The sequence below is a fragment of the Paenibacillus lentimorbus NRRL B-30488 genome, from assembly GCF_000411595.1.
Classification (GTDB): domain Bacteria; phylum Bacillota; class Bacilli; order Bacillales; family Bacillaceae; genus Bacillus; species Bacillus velezensis.
The window spans coordinates 106,449-125,716 of sequence record NZ_ANAT01000005.1 but is presented as its reverse complement, the minus strand read 5'-3'; the positions used below and the strand labels follow the sequence as shown (position 1 = coordinate 125,716).

Annotated in this window: 17 protein-coding genes and 2 pseudogenes; 12 read left to right on the top strand and 7 right to left on the bottom strand. The window is 48.5% G+C overall.

Going from position 1 to position 19,268, the window contains the following annotated elements; all coding sequences use genetic code 11:
- Nucleotides 1–60: 60 nt before the first annotated feature.
- Entirely contained in the window at nt 61–1,743 is a 1,683-nt protein-coding gene (locus D368_RS01470; RefSeq protein ID WP_071392439.1) for a M20 family metallopeptidase, read from the top strand.
- A 24-nt stretch (nt 1,744–1,767) separates the two neighbouring features.
- Nucleotides 1,768–3,186, top strand: a complete 1,419-nt coding sequence (locus D368_RS01465; RefSeq protein WP_101562530.1) for an amino acid permease — start codon at nt 1,768–1,770, stop codon at nt 3,184–3,186.
- A 32-nt stretch (nt 3,187–3,218) separates the two neighbouring features.
- On the opposite strand, the gene D368_RS01460 is transcribed toward D368_RS01465, so the two are convergent.
- Nucleotides 3,219–4,421, bottom strand: a complete 1,203-nt coding sequence (locus tag D368_RS01460; RefSeq protein ID WP_071392437.1) for a multidrug effflux MFS transporter — start codon at nt 4,419–4,421, stop codon at nt 3,219–3,221.
- A gap of 223 nt (nt 4,422–4,644) precedes the next feature.
- Here D368_RS01460 and D368_RS01455 point away from each other — a divergent pair, with 223 nt between their 5' ends.
- From D368_RS01455 to bacF, 7 genes and pseudogenes are all read left to right on the top strand, one after another.
- Entirely contained in the window at nt 4,645–5,883 is a 1,239-nt protein-coding gene (locus D368_RS01455; RefSeq protein WP_014306036.1) for an MFS transporter, read from the top strand.
- Between the two features lie 161 nt (nt 5,884–6,044).
- A complete protein-coding gene (locus tag D368_RS01450; protein ID WP_003150997.1) occupies nt 6,045–6,659 on the top strand; it encodes a bacilysin biosynthesis protein BacA in 615 nt (204 codons plus the stop codon).
- Nucleotides 6,649–7,359 (top strand): 3-((4R)-4-hydroxycyclohexa-1,5-dien-1-yl)-2-oxopropanoate isomerase, encoded by a 711-nt coding sequence (gene bacB, locus D368_RS01445; protein ID WP_003151000.1) that lies wholly within the window; start codon nt 6,649–6,651, stop codon nt 7,357–7,359. The genes D368_RS01450 and bacB overlap by 11 nt, the downstream gene beginning before the upstream one ends.
- Nucleotides 7,356–8,117: a dihydroanticapsin 7-dehydrogenase gene (gene bacC, locus D368_RS01440; protein ID WP_070082537.1), complete on the top strand. Its 762-nt coding sequence runs from the start codon at nt 7,356–7,358 to the stop codon at nt 8,115–8,117. Before bacB ends, bacC begins: the two co-directional genes overlap by 4 nt.
- 17 nt (nt 8,118–8,134) lie before the next feature.
- On the top strand, nt 8,135–9,553 hold the full coding sequence (bacD, locus tag D368_RS01435) for an alanine--anticapsin ligase (RefSeq protein WP_071392435.1): 1,419 nt from the start codon (nt 8,135–8,137) through the stop codon (nt 9,551–9,553).
- Nucleotides 9,550–10,731: a bacilysin exporter BacE gene (gene bacE / locus D368_RS01430; protein WP_017418686.1), complete on the top strand. Its 1,182-nt coding sequence runs from the start codon at nt 9,550–9,552 to the stop codon at nt 10,729–10,731. Before bacD ends, bacE begins: the two co-directional genes overlap by 4 nt.
- 12 nt (nt 10,732–10,743) lie before the next feature.
- Nucleotides 10,744–11,942, top strand: a pseudogene (gene bacF, locus D368_RS01425) (transaminase BacF).
- A 16-nt stretch (nt 11,943–11,958) separates the two neighbouring features.
- On the opposite strand, the gene bacG reads toward bacF, so the two are convergent.
- On the bottom strand, nt 11,959–12,738 hold the full coding sequence (gene bacG, locus D368_RS01420; RefSeq protein WP_025649393.1) for an NADPH-dependent reductase BacG: 780 nt from the start codon (nt 12,736–12,738) through the stop codon (nt 11,959–11,961).
- Between the two features lie 118 nt (nt 12,739–12,856).
- Entirely contained in the window at nt 12,857–13,621 is a 765-nt protein-coding gene (gene hemQ / locus D368_RS01415; protein WP_071392433.1) for a hydrogen peroxide-dependent heme synthase, read from the bottom strand.
- 262 nt (nt 13,622–13,883) lie between these two features.
- Between hemQ and pta the strand changes: the two genes are divergently transcribed.
- Nucleotides 13,884–14,855 carry a phosphate acetyltransferase gene (gene pta / locus D368_RS01410; protein WP_003151012.1) on the top strand — a complete coding sequence of 324 codons (972 nt, stop codon included), beginning with the start codon at nt 13,884–13,886 and terminating at the stop codon, nt 14,853–14,855.
- A 35-nt stretch (nt 14,856–14,890) separates the two neighbouring features.
- Here the strand turns inward: pta and D368_RS01405 are convergent, their stop codons facing one another.
- Nucleotides 14,891–15,868, bottom strand: coding sequence for a YeiH family protein (locus D368_RS01405; RefSeq protein WP_071392431.1), 978 nt, complete (start codon nt 15,866–15,868; stop codon nt 14,891–14,893).
- A 114-nt stretch (nt 15,869–15,982) separates the two neighbouring features.
- Between D368_RS01405 and cysL the strand changes: the two genes are divergently transcribed.
- Together cysL and lipL are read left to right on the top strand one after the other, a co-directional pair.
- A complete protein-coding gene (cysL, locus tag D368_RS01400) occupies nt 15,983–16,882 on the top strand; it encodes a cysJI operon transcriptional regulator CysL (RefSeq protein WP_003151014.1) in 900 nt (299 codons plus the stop codon).
- A gap of 46 nt (nt 16,883–16,928) precedes the next feature.
- Entirely contained in the window at nt 16,929–17,792 is an 864-nt protein-coding gene (gene lipL, locus D368_RS01395; protein ID WP_071392430.1) for an octanoyl-[GcvH]:protein N-octanoyltransferase, read from the top strand.
- Here lipL and D368_RS01390 read toward each other — a convergent pair.
- The 3 genes and pseudogenes from D368_RS01390 to D368_RS01380 all read right to left on the bottom strand — a co-directional run.
- A pseudogene (locus D368_RS01390) lies at nt 17,773–18,060 on the bottom strand (ATP-binding cassette domain-containing protein); the annotation flags it as partial. The gene lipL and the pseudogene D368_RS01390 sit on opposite strands and share 20 nt — an antisense overlap.
- A 97-nt stretch (nt 18,061–18,157) precedes the next feature.
- On the bottom strand, nt 18,158–18,712 hold the full coding sequence (locus D368_RS01385; protein ID WP_070082528.1) for an HAAS signaling domain-containing protein: 555 nt from the start codon (nt 18,710–18,712) through the stop codon (nt 18,158–18,160).
- The gene (locus D368_RS01380) at nt 18,713–19,027 is read right to left on the bottom strand and encodes a PadR family transcriptional regulator (protein WP_014306027.1); all 315 of its coding nucleotides are present in this window, start codon (nt 19,025–19,027) and stop codon (nt 18,713–18,715) included.
- Nucleotides 19,028–19,268 lie beyond the last annotated feature (241 nt).

Genomic DNA, 19,268 nt, shown 5'->3' with positions numbered 1-19,268 from the left:
ATAGCGCGATGAAAAAAGAGTCGCGCTATTTTCTCTATATGAGGGTAAGGAGGATGGAATATGTATCAGCAGCTCAGCAAAATGCTTCCGGAGGAGAAAATAGAAGCCATTACGAAATCACTGGTGGCCTTAAACAGCATCAACGGCACATTGGGAGAAGGAAAAAAAGCCGACTATATCAAAGATATGATCAAGAGCTTTCCCTACTTTCAGGAGAATCCGTCACATGTGTGGGAGCAGGCGATTCCTGAGGACCCTTACGGCCGCAAAAATATTTTCGCATTTATTGAGGGAAACGGCGAAAGCCTGAATACGGTCATTTATCACGCTCATCTTGATACGGTCGGCATCGAGGATTTCGGCCCTTTAAAAGATATCGCTTTTGATTCCGACCGTCTCGCGGAATATTTCTCAAACTATGAATTTGATCGGGATGTGCAGCGGGACGCCCGCTCAGGCGAGTGGATGTTCGGAAGGGGTTCGGTTGATATGCAGAGCGGTATTGCCGTTCATCTCGCCAATCTGCTTCACTTTTCTGAACGGCGCGATCAGCTGCCGGGCCATATTCTGTTCATGGCAAACCCGGATGAAGAAAGCCAGCATTCCGGCATTTTAACCAGCATTTCTGAATTAAAACGGCTGAAACAAGAAAAGCAGCTTCGTTATTTAGCAGCGATTAACAATGACTTCATCACGCCGCTGTATGAGGGTGACACGACAAGGTACATATACACGGGTGCGGCAGGGAAGCTTTTGCCTTGCTTTGCGATTTACGGGCGGGAGGTGCATGTCGGAGATACGCTGTCCGGCATCGACCCGAATTTGATCGCGTCAGAAATCACCAGAAGAATTCACAACAATATTCATATGGCGGAAAACATTGAAGGGGAGCTTGTGCTTCCGCCGACCTGCCTCTACCAGCGTGACAATAAGGAAGCGTATAACGTGCAGACCGCCGTCAGCAGCTATGTCTATTTTAATTATTTTATTTACGAGAAAACCGCCAAAGAAGTCATGGATCAGCTGACCGCCGTGGCTGACGAAGCCTGCAAAGAGACAGAACAAAAATTATCTGATTATTATGACGAATACTGTGAGAGAACGAGCCTGCCGAAAAAAGAGATGTCATGGAACGTTCAAGTGTACAGTCTGGAAGATTACCTGAAAAGGCTGAGAAGCCGCGGGATAGACCCTGCACAGTGTATCGGGCAGGCATTTAAAACATATGAACATCTTGAACTGCGGATGAGATGTTTTAAAGCCGTCGAAGAACTGCAAAAACTCGATCCTGAGCAGGGAGCCAAAGTCATTATTTTCTATGCGCCGCCTTATCTTCCGCACAATTATCTGAAGGAAGAAAGCACACGGGACCGGCTTTTGCAGCATGTCATTCAAGAAGCGGTCGATAAAACAGCGGCATCAACCGGAGAAACATTCGTCTTTAAAAAGTTTTTCCCCTATTTAGCGGACGGAAGCTTTTTATCGCTGCATGAAACAGACGAGGAGGTCTCCGCCTTTACCGATAATTTTCCGGGCTGGGATGTCATCGGGACGATTCCTTTTAAAGAAATCAGGGAATTGAATATTCCGTCGGTCAATATAGGGGTATACGGAAAGGACGGCCATAAATGGACGGAACGCGTGTACAAGCCGTACACATTCCATGTGCTGCCGGAACTCATTCAGCAGACGACAATGCACCTTTTGCACAGCTACCGATTAGACATACGCACAAATGGCTGACATAACGGAATAAGGGGGATGTATATGCAGGGAGATACCAATCAAAATGAATTGCAGCGCACGATGAAGGGCCGGCATTTGTTTATGATCGCCCTCGGCGGCGTGATCGGGACAGGGCTTTTTCTGGGCTCCGGTTTTACGATCAGTGAAGCGGGACCGATCGGCGCGATATTGGCTTATGTGATCGGCGGATTTTTAATGTATCTGGTGATGCTTTGTTTGGGGGAGCTCGCGGTCGCTATGCCGGTCGCAGGATCATTTCAGGCGTATGCCGCAAAGTTTCTCGGGCCGTCGACGGGATTTACGATCGGATGGATGTACGCATTCAGCTGGGCCAATACAGTGGGGCTTGAGCTGACGTCGGCGGGGATTTTAATGCAACGATGGTTTCCGGCCGTTCCGATTTGGGTGTGGTGCCTGGTATTCGGCGTCGTCATTTTTTCCATTAACGCGCTGTCTGCGCGGAGTTTTGCGGAGATGGAATTTTGGTTTTCCAGCATTAAGGTCATGGCCATTGTATTGTTTATTATTCTCGGCTGCGCTGCGGTATTCGGCTTTGTCGGTTTTAACGGCGGGCAGACAGCTCCGTATCTGTCAAACTTTACGACGGACAAAGGGCTTTTCCCGAACGGCGCCCAAGCCGTGCTGTTTACCCTTGTCATGGTGAATTTTTCATTCCAGGGTACCGAACTGGTCGGAATCGCCTCGGGAGAAAGCGAAAATCCGGAAAAGACGCTTCCCCGCTCGATCCGAAACGTCATATGGCGGACGCTGTTTTTCTTCGTGCTGGCGATGTTTGTTCTCGTGTCCATTTTGCCGTACGAAACGGCAGGCGTCATCGAAAGCCCGTTTGTGGCTGTGCTGGATAAAATCGGCGTTCCTTATGCGGCTGATATCATGAACTTTGTCATTCTGACCGCCATGCTGTCGGTGGCGAATTCCGGGCTGTACGCTTCGTCCAGAATGATGTGGTCCCTGTCAAAAACTAAGATGGGCCCCGCTTCCTTAACGAAACTGACGAAAAAAGGCGTGCCTCTGAAAGCTCTTTCCATCACCATCGCCATCTCCGGTTTATCCCTGCTGACAAGTGTAGTCGCGGCTGAAACGGTGTATGTGTGGCTCATTTCCATCTCCGGTATGATTACCGTCGTCGCGTGGATGTCAATCTGCGCTTCACAATTCGTTTTCCGGAGACGCTTTCTTGCTGAAGGAGGAAATCTGAAAGACCTGGCATTTAAAACGCCTCTTTATCCGATTGTGCCGATTCTCGGATTTTCGGTTTACGGTCTTATCTTAATCAGTCTCATCTTTATCCCCGACCAGCGTATCGGTCTGTACTGCGGCGTCCCGCTGATGATCATCTGTTACGCGTATTATCACTTCGGTATCAAAAAACGCCTGAAGCGTGAGCCGGCTTCTTCGGAAAAAGGCGCTGCCGGATAAGAAAAAAAGCCCTTCGCTTAAAGCGGCGGGCTTTACTTTGTGTTTCGTTTGGCCGACAGAACATAGGATAGAACGGCACAGAACTGAAAACCGAAAATGCTGACGGCCATCGGCCAGGCATTTTCTTCTCCGGCAATACCGACAAGGGGAGCGGCTGCCGCACCGCCGATAAAGGGCAGGAGTCCGAGAAGAGCCGCAGCGCTTCCCGCGCCTTTCTCCTGTTTCTGCATAGCCAAAGAAAACCCCATCGTTGTGACGATCCCGACAGAAGAAACAATGATGAATAAAGAAATGCAGACCGCCGTCAGGCCTAAACCAAACGCAAGTGATAAAAGCAAAGCGATGCTCCCGATGACGGCAATCATCAGACCGGAGACAAACAGCTTCCGTTCATCATGTGTTTTGGCCATCCGTCCGGTGATTTGGGTGGCGCATATGATACCCGCACCGTTTACGGCGAACAGCAGGCTGAACATTTGCGCCGATACGCCGTAGATGTTTTGCAGTACAAACGGCGACCCGGCAATATATGCGAACATGCCGGTCATCACAAATGCCTGGCTGAGCGCAAATCCCATAAACATCCGGTCGCCAAGCAGGCCGCGAAACGTCATCAGCGTCTCCCGGAGTCCGCCGCTTGTCCGCTTTTCCGGCGGGAGTGATTCAGGCAACGCCGTAAGCACGGCGGCAGAAATGATACAGCCGATCACCGCCAGCACGATAAATACGATTTTCCAGCCGGCGAACTGAAGGATAAATCCCCCTGTAATCGGCGCTAAAATCGGCGCCGCCCCATTGACGAGCATCAGTAATGAGAAAAAAGCCGTCAATTCTTTTCCGGAATACATATCGCGTGCGGAAGCCCGTGCGATGACGATTCCGGCCGCCCCGGTGAATCCTTGAATAAACCTCATGACAATTAAAAACGAAACAGAAGGGCTGAAGGCGCATAATAAAGAAGACAGCGTATAAAGCAGCAATGACAGAATCAGCGGCTTCCGGCGCCCGATCATATCACTGAGCGGCCCGACAACGATCTGCCCGACCGCCAGCCCCAAAAGACAAAACGTCAGGCTCAGCTGCGCAAGTGACGCTGTCGTGTGAAGATCGGCCGCCACCTCAGGCAAAGCGGGCAGATACATATCGAGCGAAAGCGGCCCGAATGAAGCGAGCGTCCCGAGAATCAGTACCATGCCGAGGCCTGCGCGGGCGGCCTTTGAATCAGCGTTATTCATTTCATAACCCCCCACCTTAACAAATGATTCTATCACTATAGCATAAGCGGACGGCGTATTTTATATCATTTATTGAATACAAACTAAATATTTTATTTAAAATCTGAATGTAAATAAAAAATCAGAATTAGTTTTCATGTGAAATGTAAAATGAAATATAAGGATGCTAAACTATAAAACAACAAAAGGTAGAAAAGTTTTACGGAAGAGGTGTTCAAAGAGCATGAACAGCAAACAAACCGATCACATCGAAACGAAACGCCGATTTCCGGTCTGTCTCGCGCTTGCTTTGACATTAGGCGTATTTGCCGCGGGTTCTGAAGAGCTGGTGATTTCTCCGCTGCTTCCGGATTTAGCGCGGGCTTTCAGTTCGGATGTCAGTGTGCTGGCGCTTTCCATCAGTATTTACGGAGTGATGATTTTTATCGGGGCGCCGCTTCTCGTTCCGCTGGGAGATAAATATTCCCGGGAACTCAGTCTGCTGGCGGGGCTGCTTATATTTACGGCCGGCACGGTGATTTGCGCGCTGGCGCACAATCTCTTTTTCTTCTTTCTGGGCAGGGCGCTTTCCGGGCTTGCGGCGGGTGCGTTTGTGCCGACAGCATACGCGGTGGTCGGCGACCGTGTGCCTTATGCGTACCGCGGCAAGGTGATGGGTCTGATCGTGTCAAGCTGGTCGCTCGCTTTGATTTTCGGCGTTCCGATCGGCTCTTTTATCGGCGGCGTTTTGAATTGGCGGTGGACGTTTTGGATTTTCGCCCTCATGTCTGTCCTCGTTGCTTCGCTCATTTTCATTGAGGCGCGCCGCAGCACGGCGGATGGGAATAAAACAGAAGAGGAAAACGGACGGCAGGCAGGCACTTTCCGGGATGCGCTGAAGGTGCCCCGTGTCCCTGTATACCTCACGATCACTTTTTGCAACATGATCGGTTTTTACGGCATGTATTCCTTTCTCGGCACATATCTTCACCGCGTGCTGCCGGGGGGGAATACAGCTTCAGGGCTGCTGATCATGGTGTACGGAATCGGTTTTTCCATGAGCGTGTTCACCGGAAAAATCGCAGATAAGGCGGGGAAAATGCGCTCTTTGATCGCGGCATTGGCCGTGATCAGCATATGGCTTTCCTGTCTCGCCTATGCGCCGTCATCAATGCCGTTTTTGGTCATCGGGTTATTCGTCTGGGGGTTGATGCAAAGCCTGACGGTGACCTTGCTCAGCACTATTTTAAGTGATTGCTCACAGAGCCGCCGGGGCAAAATCATGGCATTTTACAGTCTGGCGTCCAATTTGGCCGTCACCTTGGGTTCTGCTGTCATGGGTCCGGTCTATGTCGGATACGGATATGCAGCTGTCGGATTTATCTGTGCGGCCGTCACCCTCATCGGCTTTGTCCTCAGCGTTTTCGCATACAGAAGGTATGGAAAATATGAGCATAAGACCGACCAATCATTGTATCGGTAAAATAAAGTTTCTATAATTTTGTAAATGTTAATTTTTAACACCTTATATCATAAGGTGTTTTCTAATATATAGGAATAATTATCAATATTTTCAAATAATATTGACAGCTTGAACGTCTATGGATAATATTTACTTAAAATTTAACAGATTGGTTGGTGCTCATGATTATATTGGATAATAGCATTCAAACAAAAAGCAAGGCTTATTCAATATCTAAACTGATTACGATCAACACGCTCGGTCCTGAAGGGACAAGCAGTGAGTACGCAGCAAAAAACTTCATCACCAATTTCACCCTTCTCCAAGGGGTGAACAGCAAATTATCACTGCATGATACATTTGAATCGTGCATTGAAAAAACGCTTCAAAGTCCGCTGGAATACACAATTGTGCCTCACGCGTATGACGGCATTAAGCACTTCTACATGAGACCGGATCTGCAGCTTCTGCAAATTTTCAGGTGCGACACCCCGATGTACGGCCTGGCTGTCCGGCCCGGTTTTGAATATACAGATGACATGCTTGATAAGACTGTCATCGTATCCCACCCGTCTCCTATCAATTTGATTAAGTATTTTACCCGTAAAGATGTCACGTTTGATCTGGTGAACTCAACGAGCGCAGCCGCGAAAAGAGTGAAGGACGGTTTGTCCGACATCGCGCTGACAAATGAGCTGGCCAGACAAAAGTACGGCCTTCACTTTGTCAAAACATTTAAAAGCATTCCCATGAGCTGGTCATTATTCGGAAAAGGAGAGATTCATGATGAAAACTGAACAAGATTTGCAGGAACTTTATTTCCCGACGCCTAAATTAATAGAATGGGATAACGGAGTAAGACAATATTCGTCCGTCAGAGGCGATACGGAAGTTCTGCTTTCTTACGTTCCGCCGCATACAAACGTGGAACCGCATCAGCATAAGGAAGTCCAAATCGGCCTTGTCGTTTCCGGCGAGCTGTCCATGACTGTCGGAGATGTCACAAGAAAGATGACAGCGCTGGAATCAGCCTATATCGCGCCTCCTAACGTGCCTCACGGCGCAAGAAACGAGACGGATCAAGAAGTGATCGCCATTGATATTAAACGCCTGAAAGCCGGTGAAACCTATACAAGCCCTGAGGATTATTTTTTGAATATTTTTAAAACAAGAGACTTATTGCCTGGGATGGAAGTCACGTTCTTCGTGGAAGACTGGGTGGAAATCATGCTTGCCAACATTCCGGGCAACGGAGGAGAAATGCCGTTCCATAAACACCGCAATGAACAGATCGGCATCTGCATCGGCGGCGGCTATGATATGACCATTGAAGGCTGCAAAGTGGATATGACATTCGGTACAGCTTATTTCTGCGATCCGAGAGAAGATCACGGCGCCATCAACAGATTTGAAAAAGATTCAAAATCAGTCAATATCTTTTTCCCTCCGCGCTATAACAGAGCAAAAGCGAAAAAATTAGAGGCGAAAGAGTCATGAACCTGACGGATAAAACCGTCCTCATCACAGGGGGCGCATCAGGCATCGGTTATGCCGCGGTTCAGGCGTTTCTGAATCAAGAGGCAAATGTGGTCGTCGCGGATATTGATGAGACGCAGGGAGAAGCGATGATCCGGAAAGAAAACAATGACAGGCTGCATTTTGTGCAGACGGATATTACAGATGAACCGGCATGTCAAAACGCCATCCGGTCAGCGGTTGACAAGTTCGGCGGATTGGATGTGTTAATCAATAACGCCGGCATCGAGATTGTCGCCCCGATTCATGAGATGGAGCTGAGCGATTGGGACAAAGTGCTCAACGTCAATTTGACGGGCATGTTTCTTATGAGCAAGCACGCGCTCAAGTATATGCTCAAAAGCGGCAAGGGCAATATCATTAACACGTGCTCCGTCGGAGGAGTCGTCGCATGGCCCGACATTCCCGCGTATAACGCCTCTAAAGGCGGCGTACTGCAGCTGACGCGTTCGATGGCCGTCGATTACGCCAAACACAACATCCGCGTCAATTGCGTGTGCCCGGGAATCATTGACACACCTTTGAATGAAAAGTCGTTCCTTGAAAACAACGAAGGCACGCTTGAAGAAATCAAAAAAGAAAAAGCGAAAGTCAATCCGCTGCTGAGACTCGGCAAGCCTGAAGAAATAGCGAACGTCATGCTGTTTCTCGCTTCGGATTTATCAAGCTATATGACCGGAAGCGCGATCACCGCAGACGGTGGATACACCGCACAATAGAGAAGGAGTGTTTACATATGGAGAGAAAAACAGTATTGGTTATCGCTGACCTTGGGGGATGCCCGCCGCATATGTTTTACAAAAGCGCAGCCGAAAAATACAACCTCGTCAGCTTTATTCCGAGACCTTTTGCAATTACAGCCTCTCATGCGGCATTAATTGAAAAATACTCGATTGCGGTCATTAAAGATAAAGACTATTTTAAGAGTCTGGCTGATTTTGAGCATCCCGATTCGATTTACTGGGCTCATGAAGATCATGACAAACCTGAGGAAGAAGTCGTCGAAGAAATCGTCAAGGTGGCTGACATGTTCGCGGTTGACGCCATTACGACCAACAATGAACTGTTTATCGCTCCGATGGCAAAAGCGTGTGAACGTCTCGGCCTGCGGGGAGCGGGCGTACAGGCCGCTGAAAATGCCAGAGATAAAAACAAAATGAGAGCCGCCTTCAACCGGGCCGGCGTCAAGTCCATCAAAAACAAACGGGTGACGACGCTGGAAGATTTCCGCGCCGCGCTTCAGGAAATCGGAACGCCGCTCATTCTGAAGCCTACATATCTGGCGAGCTCCATCGGCGTGACGCTCATCAAAGAGAGAGAAACGGCAGAAGCCGAATTTAACAGAGTCAATGAATACCTGAAGTCGATTAACGTACCGAAAGCGGTCACGTTTGAAGCGCCTTTTATCGCGGAAGAATTTTTGCAGGGCGAGTATGACGACTGGTACGAAACAAGCGGTTATTCCGACTATATCAGCATAGAAGGCATCATGGCCGACGGGGAATACTTCCCTGTCGCGATTCATGATAAAACACCGCAAATCGGATTCACGGAGACATCGCATATTACGCCGTCCATCCTGGATGATGACGCGAAGCGGAAAATCGTCGAAGCAGCCAAAAAGGCGAATGAAGGACTCGGCCTCGAAAACTGTGCGACACATACAGAGATTAAATTAATGAAAAACAGGGAAGCCGGACTGATTGAATCAGCGGCACGATTTGCGGGATGGAACATGATTCCGAATATTAAAAAGGTCTTCGGCGTCGATATGGCGCAGCTGTTATTGGATGTTCTCTGTTTCGGAAAAGAAGCCGATCTGCCGAAAGGATTATTGGAGCAGGAGCCATGCTATGTCGCCGACTGCCACTTGTATCCTCAGCATTTCAAAGAGAACGGCCAGCTGCCTGAGACAGCTGTCGATTTCGTCATTGAAAGCATTGACATTCCTGACGGCGTCTTAAAGGGAGACACCGAACTCGTTTCTTTCTCGGCGGCGGAGGCGGGTACATCCGTGGATCTGCGGCTGTTCGAAGCGTTCAACAGCATTGCGGCGTTTGAGCTGAAAGGAAGCAATTCGGGTGACGTGACCGAATCAATCAAACAAATTCAGCAGCAGGCGAAGCTGACTGCAAAGTATGCGTTACCGGTATGAAACAGCTGAAACCGAACTCTAAGTATTTGCTTTTCGGGCAGGCGCTTTCGTTTATGGGAGACTATTGCGTTCTCCCGGCCCTGCTCATTTTGTCTACATACTATCACGACTACTGGGTGACGTCCGGCGTCATCGCGGTCCGCAGTATTCCGATGGTGTTTCAGCCGTTTTTAGGCGTGCTCGTGGACCGGCTCGACAGGGTGAAAATCATGCTGTGGACGGATGTGATCAGAGGTGTCATCTTTTTGGGGCTGACATTTCTCCCGAAAGGCGAATATCCGCTGCTTTTTCTGGCGCTGCTGTTTATTTCTTACGGAAGCGGCGTGTTCTTTAACCCGGCACGTCTCGCGGTCATGTCGTCTTTAGAAGCGGATATTAAAAATATCAACACTTTGTTTGCAAAAGCCACGACGATTTCGATTATTGTCGGCGCTGCAGCCGGCGGACTTTTTCTGTTAGGCGGTTCTGTGGAGCTTGCCGTCGCGTTTAACGGGGTGACCTATCTTGTCTCCGCGTTTTTCATCAGCCGCATTAAGCTTCAATACGTGCCGATTCAGTCAGAAAACGTAAGAGAAGCTTTTCAGTCGTTTAAAGAAGGCCTGAAGGAAATCAAAACAAATGCTTTTGTGTTAAACGCCATGTTCACGATGATTACGATGGCGCTTTTGTGGGGTGTCGTCTACAGCTATTTCCCGATTGTCAGCCGCTTTTTAGGCGACGGGGAAATCGGCAATTTCATCCTGACGTTCTGTATCGGCTTCGGCGGCTTTATCGGCGCCGCTCTTGTCAGCAAATGGGGCTTTAACAACAATAAAGGGCTGATGTATTTTACAGTGTTATCGATCGTCTCGCTTGCGCTGTTTTTGTTTACCCCGATTTTCGCCGTGTCAGTCATTGCCGCCATTCTTTTCTTTATCGCAATGGAATACGGTGAAGTGCTGGCAAAGGTCAAAGTTCAGGAGAACGCGGCGAACCAGATTCAGGGCCGGATCTTTTCGGTGGCGGAGGCGTCCATCGGATTGTGCATCGCCGTCGGTTCCATGCTGATCAATATTGTAGACGCGGCAGTCATCATGGCGTTTATCGTCCTTTTGGTCAGCGGGCTGTTTCTGCATACAAAACTGGTCAATAAATCCTTTTCAGAACGGAATAACGAATCAGAGCAAATTCATTTATAAGGAGCCTTTCAGATGGAAATCATACCGTCCGACGTCATCAAGACACTTCCGAAACAGGAATTTTCGCTCGTTTTTCAAAAGGTAAAAGAGATGGAGAAAACGGGAGCCCAGATCATTAATCTCGGGCAGGGGAATCCCGATCTCCCCACTCCGCCGCATATCGTTGAAACATTGCGGGAGGCTGCGCTGAATCCTTCGTATCACGGATACGGCCCGTTCAGAGGCTATCCGTTTCTGAAAGAAGCCATCGCGGAATTTTATGAGAGAGAGTACGGGGTATCGGTCAATCCGGAGACAGAAGTCGCGCTGTTCGGCGGAGGGAAAGCTGGTTTGTACGTTTTGACGCAATGCCTGCTGAACCCCGGCGATATCGCCTTAGTCCCGAACCCCGGCTACCCTGAGTATTTATCGGGAATCACAATGGCCAGAGCGGAGCTGCATGAGATGCCGCTTCATCCTGAAAACGGCTATCTGCCGGATTTTGAGCGGATTGATCCCGCCGTCCTGAAAAAAGCCAAGCTGATGTTTTTGAATTACCCGAATAACCCGACGGGCGCGACTGCGGATCAGGCGTTTTATGAAAAAGCGGCTGCGTTTGCAAAAAACATGACATCCATCTTATTCACGATTTTGCATACGGCGCGTTCGAATTTGATCAGAACCCGGCCAGCTTTCTTCAGGCGAAGGAAGCAAAAACAGTCGGCGCGGAGCTTTATTCATTTTCGAAAACCTTCAATATGGCAGGCTGGAGAATGGCATTTGCCGTGGGGAATGAGAAAATCATTCAGGCGGTCAATGAGTTTCAGGATCACGTCTTCGTCGGCATGTTCGGCGGCCTTCAGCAGGCGGCAGCGGCGGCGCTGTCAGGAAATCCTGAGCATACGGAGCGTCTGAAGCGCACATATAAAGAACGGATTGATTTTTTCACGGCGTTATGTGAAAAGGAATTAGGCTGGAGCATTGAAAAACCGAAAGGGACTTTTTATGTCTGGGCTGAAATTCCGAATGAATTCGAGTCATCACACCAGTTTTCGGACTATCTGCTGGAGCATGCCCATGTTGTCGTGACGCCCGGCGAGATTTTCGGCAGCGGCGGAAAGCGTTATGTCAGAATATCAATGGTGGCAAAACAGGGCGATTTAAGGGAATTCGTGCTGCGGATTCAAAAGCTAGGTTTGTCCTTTCCTTCATTACAAGAAACATCCCGCTGAGAGCGGGATGTTTTTATTATATGCTTTTCATGCTGCCGCCGTCGGCTGACACTTGCTGTCCGGTAATATAGGAGGCTTCTTCAGAGGCAAGAAAGGCAGCCAGCGCCGCGGTTTCTTCCGCAGTTCCGACACGCTTCATCGGGACGCCTGAGGCAATCCGTTCCTCCGCTTCCGCTTTAGAAATGCCGTTTTGCTTCATGACATTCTTCACGAATTGGTGATAACGGTCTGTGGCGATAAATCCGGGATTCAGACAGTTGACAGTAATGTGAAAAGGCGCAAGCTGAATGGCGATGTTTTTGCTGGCATTAATTAAAGCGGCGTTCATCATGCTGTTGGTAAACATATTGGCGCCGGGTTCTTTCCATAGGTTTCCGACGATATTAATGATTCTGCCGAATTCGTGCTGTTTCATGATTGCTGCGGCCGTTTTCATAGAGTCGATATAGGCGATCGTTTTATTCGTAAAGGTATTTGTCATATCCTCTATATCGCAGTTTTCAAAGGTATCCGGCGAGCCGCCCGGAATGTTGTTGATCAATACATCAAGCCGTCCGCATTGTGATCTGATTTCTTCAAAAATGCCGGCTCTCGCCTTCTGGTCCGACATATCGCCGGCCAGAACGGTGACGCCCGCATCCGGATGTTTGGCGAGGATCTCTTCTTTTACCGATTCGATATTTTCGGGAACTCGTGAATTAATGACGGTATGAAAGCCATTGTCCGCCAGTTTCAGAGCGATCGCTTTGCCGATCCCCTGACTGGCTCCCATAATAAATGCGGTTCGTTTTGACAACTGTCTGCACCCCTTTACCAAAATGGAATCTCCTTTACATCGTAAAAAAAAATGATAAAAATAGCAAATTTTATTTAAATTCTGACAAAGAAAAACCCGCCGGACAGGCGGGTGGGTGTTACACATGCAAAAACTTCGGAAGCGTGTCGAGAGACAAGCGGTTTCCGACAAAAAATGAACCGAATTCGCCGTAGCGCGCGCTGACTTCATCAAAGCGCATTTCATAAACAAGCTTTTTGAACTGAAGCACATCATCGCTGAAGAGCGTGACGCCCCATTCGTAATCGTCAAAACCGACAGATCCTGTGATAATCTGTTTGACTTTGCCGGCATAGCTCCGTCCGATCAAGCCGTGACTTCTCATCAGGTTTCTGCGTTCATCCATAGAAAGCATGTACCAGTTGTCATCGCCGCTTCTTCTCTTATCCATCGGATAGAAGCAGACGTATTTCGCTTCCGGCAGCTCAGGATACAGGCGCGCGCGGACATGGGGGTTTTCATACGGATCGCCTTCTCCGCTTGCCAGGTAGTTGCTCAGCTCAACCACGGACACGTAAGAATAAGCCGGGATTGTAAATTCAGCAAGCTTTGATTTGTTAAATTCAAGCTCGATTTCGTTCAGCTCTTCCATTGTCGGGCGAAGAATCATCAGCATGAAATCAGCTTTCTGTCCGACGATGCTGTAGATCGTTTGCGAGCCTTTGCCTTCTTTTTGGGCGACGCCCCATTTTTCAAGCAGTCCCGTAAATTCGTGAATAATCGACAGGCGCTCATCGCTGGATAACATCTTCCATGACGTCCAGTCCATTGTGCGGAAATCGTGAAGCGCGTACCAGCCGTCAAGCGTTTGGGCGGCTTCGTTCGTTTTTTGCTGCTCACTCATGTATCTTCACTCCTATATCTTTTCATTACATTGATGCCTTCACTATATCACAGTTTAACCGTTTCGGCTGTGGAGAAACCTTGAATAATCCGAAGCCTTGTGTCAGAAACTAAGCCGTGAAACAAACCGTCAATTAAATTAGTTAGAAAAATAAGATTTCTTTTTGAAAGCGCTATAATAGAAGTTGGTTATTTGAATTTAGCTGGAAGAAGAGTATGCTGTAAAAGTAAGCGTTTTTTGTCAACATAGAGGAGGGAATATCGTGGCAGATTTATTTACAAAAGTACAAGAAAAAGTCGCAGGAAAAGATGTGAAAATCGTATTTCCTGAAGGGTTGGACGAACGTATCCTGGTTGCGGTCAACAACTTGGCGGGCAACAAGGTATTAAAGCCGATCGTGGTCGGCAATAAAGAAGACATTCAAGCAAAAGCGAAAGAATTAAATCTTACGCTTGACGGCGTGGACATTTTTGACCCGCATACATATGAAGGCATGGAAGAACTCGTTCAGGCTTTCGTAGAACGCCGCAAAGGCAAAGCGACGGAAGAACAGGCCCGCAAAGCTTTGCTGGACGAAAACTATTTCGGCACGATGCTTGTGTACAAAGGTCTCGCAGACGGACTTGTCAGCGGAGCTGCACATTCTACAGCCGATACGGTGCGCCCTGCACTGCAAATCATTAAAACAAAAGAAGGCGTGAAAAAAACATCAGGCGTCTTCATCATGGCCCGCGGTGACGAGCAGTATGTGTTCGCTGATTGCGCGATCAACATTGCTCCTGACAGCCAGGACCTTGCCGAAATCGCCATTGAAAGCGCCAATACGGCTCAAATGTTTGACATTGACCCGCGCGTTGCCATGCTCAGTTTCTCTACAAAAGGATCGGCGAAATCAGACGAGACGGACAAAGTGGCTGAAGCCGTGAAAATTGCGAAGGAAAAAGCGCCTGAGCTTACGCTTGACGGCGAATTCCAATTCGACGCTGCATTTGTGCCGTCTGTCGCGGAGAAAAAAGCGCCGGACTCCGACATTAAAGGAGACGCGAATGTATTTGTATTCCCAAGCCTTGAAGCAGGAAACATCGGCTACAAAATCGCTCAGCGCTTAGGCGGCTTTGAAGCGGTCGGACCGATTCTGCAAGGATTGAATATGCCTGTAAATGATCTTTCCAGAGGATGTAATGCGGAAGACGTCTACAATCTTGCGTTAATTACGGCTGCTCAAGCGCTGTAATCCGCAAAAGCCGGCCTTTACGAGGTCCGGCTTTTTTATAGAAAGAACGTCACTGCGGCCCAGCCGAACAGGGACAAAGAGAGAGAACCGATCAAGCCTGCTGCGAGCGCCCGCCAGCCGCTATGACGAAACGCCGATATATGGACTTTCAAACCGAGACCCGCCATCGCCATGCCGATTAAAACATAAGACACTTGAACAAGAAATGCGGAAAACGAAGCTGAAATAACGCCTGATGTATGGATGGCGCTCATTCCGAGAAATCCGAAGATAAACCAAGGGATGGGGAGCGAAGCGGCAGAAGCCGTCTTTGACTTTCCGCTGCGGCGCGCCCGCATTCCGAGCATGAATGCGGCCGGGACGAGCAGCGCGACCCGGGTCAGTTTGACGATCACCGCCATCTCGACGGCTGCTTTTCCTCCGGCGCTGCCGGCAGCCGCCGCATGCGCCACTTCGTGAAGCGTTGCCCCGCAAAAGGCTCCGTAAGCCGCAGGAGAGAAGCCCAATCCATGATAAGCAAGAGAATATACAACAGTAAAAACGGTTCCTAATAACGAAACGGCGGCCGCGCTGATGGCGGCTGCATTTTCATTTGATCTGATCTGCGGCGCGATCGCGGCAATGGCAGCCGCCCCGCAGATCGCTGTGCCGCAGGCTGTCAGCGTGCTGAGTGTCTGATCTATACGGAACAGCCGGGAAAGTCCGTATACAACGGCACCCGCAAACATCATACAGCAGACAGCAATTGCAAATATGTGCCAGCCCGCATGATAGATATCCGCCAGATTCAGTCTCATGCCAAGCAGGATGATGCCTGCTTTCAGCAAGTATTTGCTTGAGAACGCGATCCCCGGCTCTAATGCCGCCCGCTGTCCGAATACGGCGCGCCAGAGCATGCCGATCAGCATGGCAAGGACAAGCATTCCGAGCATATGCAAAAACGGCAGGCGGCTGACATAGAAAGCCGCAAACGCAATTCCTGCGGTAACTGAAATACCCTTTATCATCTTCATCTCAGTCACTTCCCATTATCTTGATAACTCCACTTTACTGCGGTCTTAATCATTAGTAAAATATATTTATATGATATAAACGATTAGGAAAATAATGATTAGGGGCGATGCTTTTTGTATTATGGGGAACTGAAAACATTCATTGCCGTCGTGGAAGAAAAAAACTTTACAAAGGCGGCGCAGAAGCTGATGATTTCTCAGCCGAGCGTGAGCCTTCACATTAAAAACCTGGAGAAAGAATTTCAAACTGCCTTGCTGAACCGCTCTCCGAAGCATTTTACGACGACGCCGACGGGGGACATTCTCTATCAGCGCGCCAAGCAGATGGTCTTTTTGTACGAACAGGCGAAATCCGAAATTTACGCCCACCATCATTATGTCAAAGGGAAGCTCAAAATCGCCGCGAGCTTTACCATCGGCGAATATATTCTGCCGCCGCTTCTCGCCAAGCTTCATGACGAGTATCCTGAGCTGAACCTGGACGTCATGATCGGAAACACGGAGGAGGTCAGCGAAGCGGTTCGTATGCTTCAAGCCGATATCGGATTAATTGAAGGGCATACGGGGAAAAACGAGCTCGACATTCAGCCGTTTATGGAGGATGAATTGTGCATTGCCGCACCGAACGGACACCCGCTCGCCGGCAGAAAAAACATCCCGGCTGCCGAATTGCAAAATCAAGCGTGGGTGACAAGGGAGAAGGGTTCGGGAACGAGGGAATATTTAGACCACGTCCTTCAATCAAACGGACTGCGGCCGAAATCCATGATGACGATCAGCAGCAACCAGGGCGTCAAGGAAGCCGTGATCAGCGGAATGGGTCTTTCCGTTCTGTCAAAAAGCGTGCTGCAAAAGGATCTGCTTCACGGCAGCATTTCCGTGCTTGAGATAAAAGGATTCTCCTTAAAACGGAAACTGTCTATCATCCAATCTTCCATTATGGAGAACACAAAAAACAAAGAAATCTTCATCGCTCTTTTGAAAAGCCAATTTCAATCATCTCAAGCGGAGTGATATAATAAATGCATGGAAAGCCTATGACGAAAGGGATTTAATATAGATGGGAAAGCAACCGATTGATTTACTGATGCAGCCGAGCTGGAGAATCATTGACCAATCCAGCCTCGGCCCTTATTTTGATGCGAAGCAGTCATTCGCAATGGATGATACGCTGTGCGCCTCCGTAGGCAAAGGGGAATCGCCTGCGACGGCACGCTCTTGGGTGCACCACCGGACGATCGTGCTCGGTATTCAGGACACACGCCTGCCGTTTTTAGAGGACGGCGTGAAATTGCTGGAGGACGAAGGCTACCGTGTCATTGTCCGCAATTCAGGAGGCCTAGCGGTCGTTCTCGATGAAGGCGTATTGAATATCTCGCTTATTTTTGAAGATGAGAAAAAAGGCATCGACATTGACAGAGGCTACGAGGCGATGACAGAGCTGGTGCGGCGGATGCTGCGTCCGCACAATGCCGAAATTGAAGCATATGAAATTAAAGGATCGTACTGTCCGGGCAGCTATGATCTCAGCATCGGCGGCCGAAAATTCGCGGGAATCTCACAAAGACGCCTGCGGGGCGGAACCGCGGTTCAGATTTACCTCTGCGCCGATAAAAGCGGAAGCGAACGCGCCGATCTGATCAGACGTTTCTATCAAGCCGCTTTAAAAGACAAAAGCAACGATACAAAAGGCGTATATCCCGATATCCGGCCCGAAACGATGGCTTCATTAAGCGAATTGCTGCAAACGGACATTACCGTGCAGGACTTAATGCTGGCGCTTTTGACTGAACTGAAGGAACTCAGCGGACGCCTGTATGCAGCCGGATTATCGCCGGAAGAGGAAATGGTATTTGAAAAAAATCTGACCCGAATGCTGGAACGGAATGAGAAGGTGTTCGGCACGCACGAAAGCTTGGACTGAGTCCGGGCTTTTTTGCTTCAATGATAACCCCGATATGTCTCATAAAATATTCAAAGTCGCTGTCCGGTCTGCCTCTGAATGAAATGGCTCCTTCTGTTTTTTTAATAAGCTGTACGATCATTCTGAAAATAGTGGTTTTACCTGAGCCGTTCGGCCCTAAAAGGCCGAAAATCTCACCTTTTCTCACATCGAAAGAAATTGACTGTACAATAGGGGTATGATTGATGGTTTTAGAGACATCTTTTAATATCAGGGCTGGTTCACTCATGCTACTGGCACACCTTCCTTATGATTTAGGGTAAAAGCCGTCAAAACCGAAGAACATGCTTCCGATCAGGCCGGCAGCGATTAAAATGAAAGCAATGCTATACCACATTTTTCGATTCAATGGTTTCCCTCCTTACAACGCTGACATTCCATTTGAAATAGCGCAAAAAGATGCGGAATATCAGTTTCGAAAGATCAAATCCGGCCATAAACACCGCCATACCCGCTCCGAGGACCATACATCCGTTAAAAATGGCTGTTACAATCGGCACTTTTATGAGGAGAAAGAATGATCCGGTCATCAGCATCAGGCCGATTGCCATCAAACTTAACACCGCAACAGAGGCAAAAAGAAACGGTGTCAGCATAAACATGAAGTTGAACATGCCCATACCCAGCATCAGGCCGAACGCTTTGAAAAAGGAGCGCCATGTTTTCTGCTCCTCGGCATCACTGATGAAAATATCCGCTTTTAAGGCGCGCGCAAGTGTTTTGGGGTTTCCTAAATTGCCGGCGATTTGTTCATCGCTTTTTCCTTCAGCGCCGCCCATTTGGAATATTTCGCCGATATCGGCGAGTATCTCTTTTTGTTCAAGTTCCGGCAGATCTTTTATTTCCCGCCGGAGATGTTTTAAATATTGGTCTTTACACATTCATTTTCCCTCCTTAATGATGCTGTTCACTTTTTCGGACAGGTCAAGCCATTCCGATTTTAATGTGTGATGATAAAAGGCGCCTTCTTCTGTTACTTTGTAATATTTGCGTGACGGGCCTTGATCTGAAGCTGCTGTATACGTTTTTAAATAGTTATTTTTCGTAAGTCTTCGTAATATGGGGTAGATGGTGCCCTCCGATACAGGGAACGTTTCACTTATGACCTTGATTAATTCATAACCATATAAATCTTCATAAAGAAGCAGGGACAACACACAAAGTTCCAATGCTCCTTTTCGTAATTGGCTACTCATTTACTATCATTCCCATCATATCTAATAATTGTATTCTCTATACAGTGTATTGCACAGTAGCTAATCGATCAATAATTCCCAAGAACCATTTGGGATGAGGAATTGAATCTTTATGCTTATGCGCGGGCGGGGACCGAGATGCGCAGCCCTTGCGGGAAGAAGGCCTCCTGAACAATGTTTACATTAATATAGATCAGGATGCGCGTCATTGACAAATGGCAAAAACCCCTTTTTCCATGAC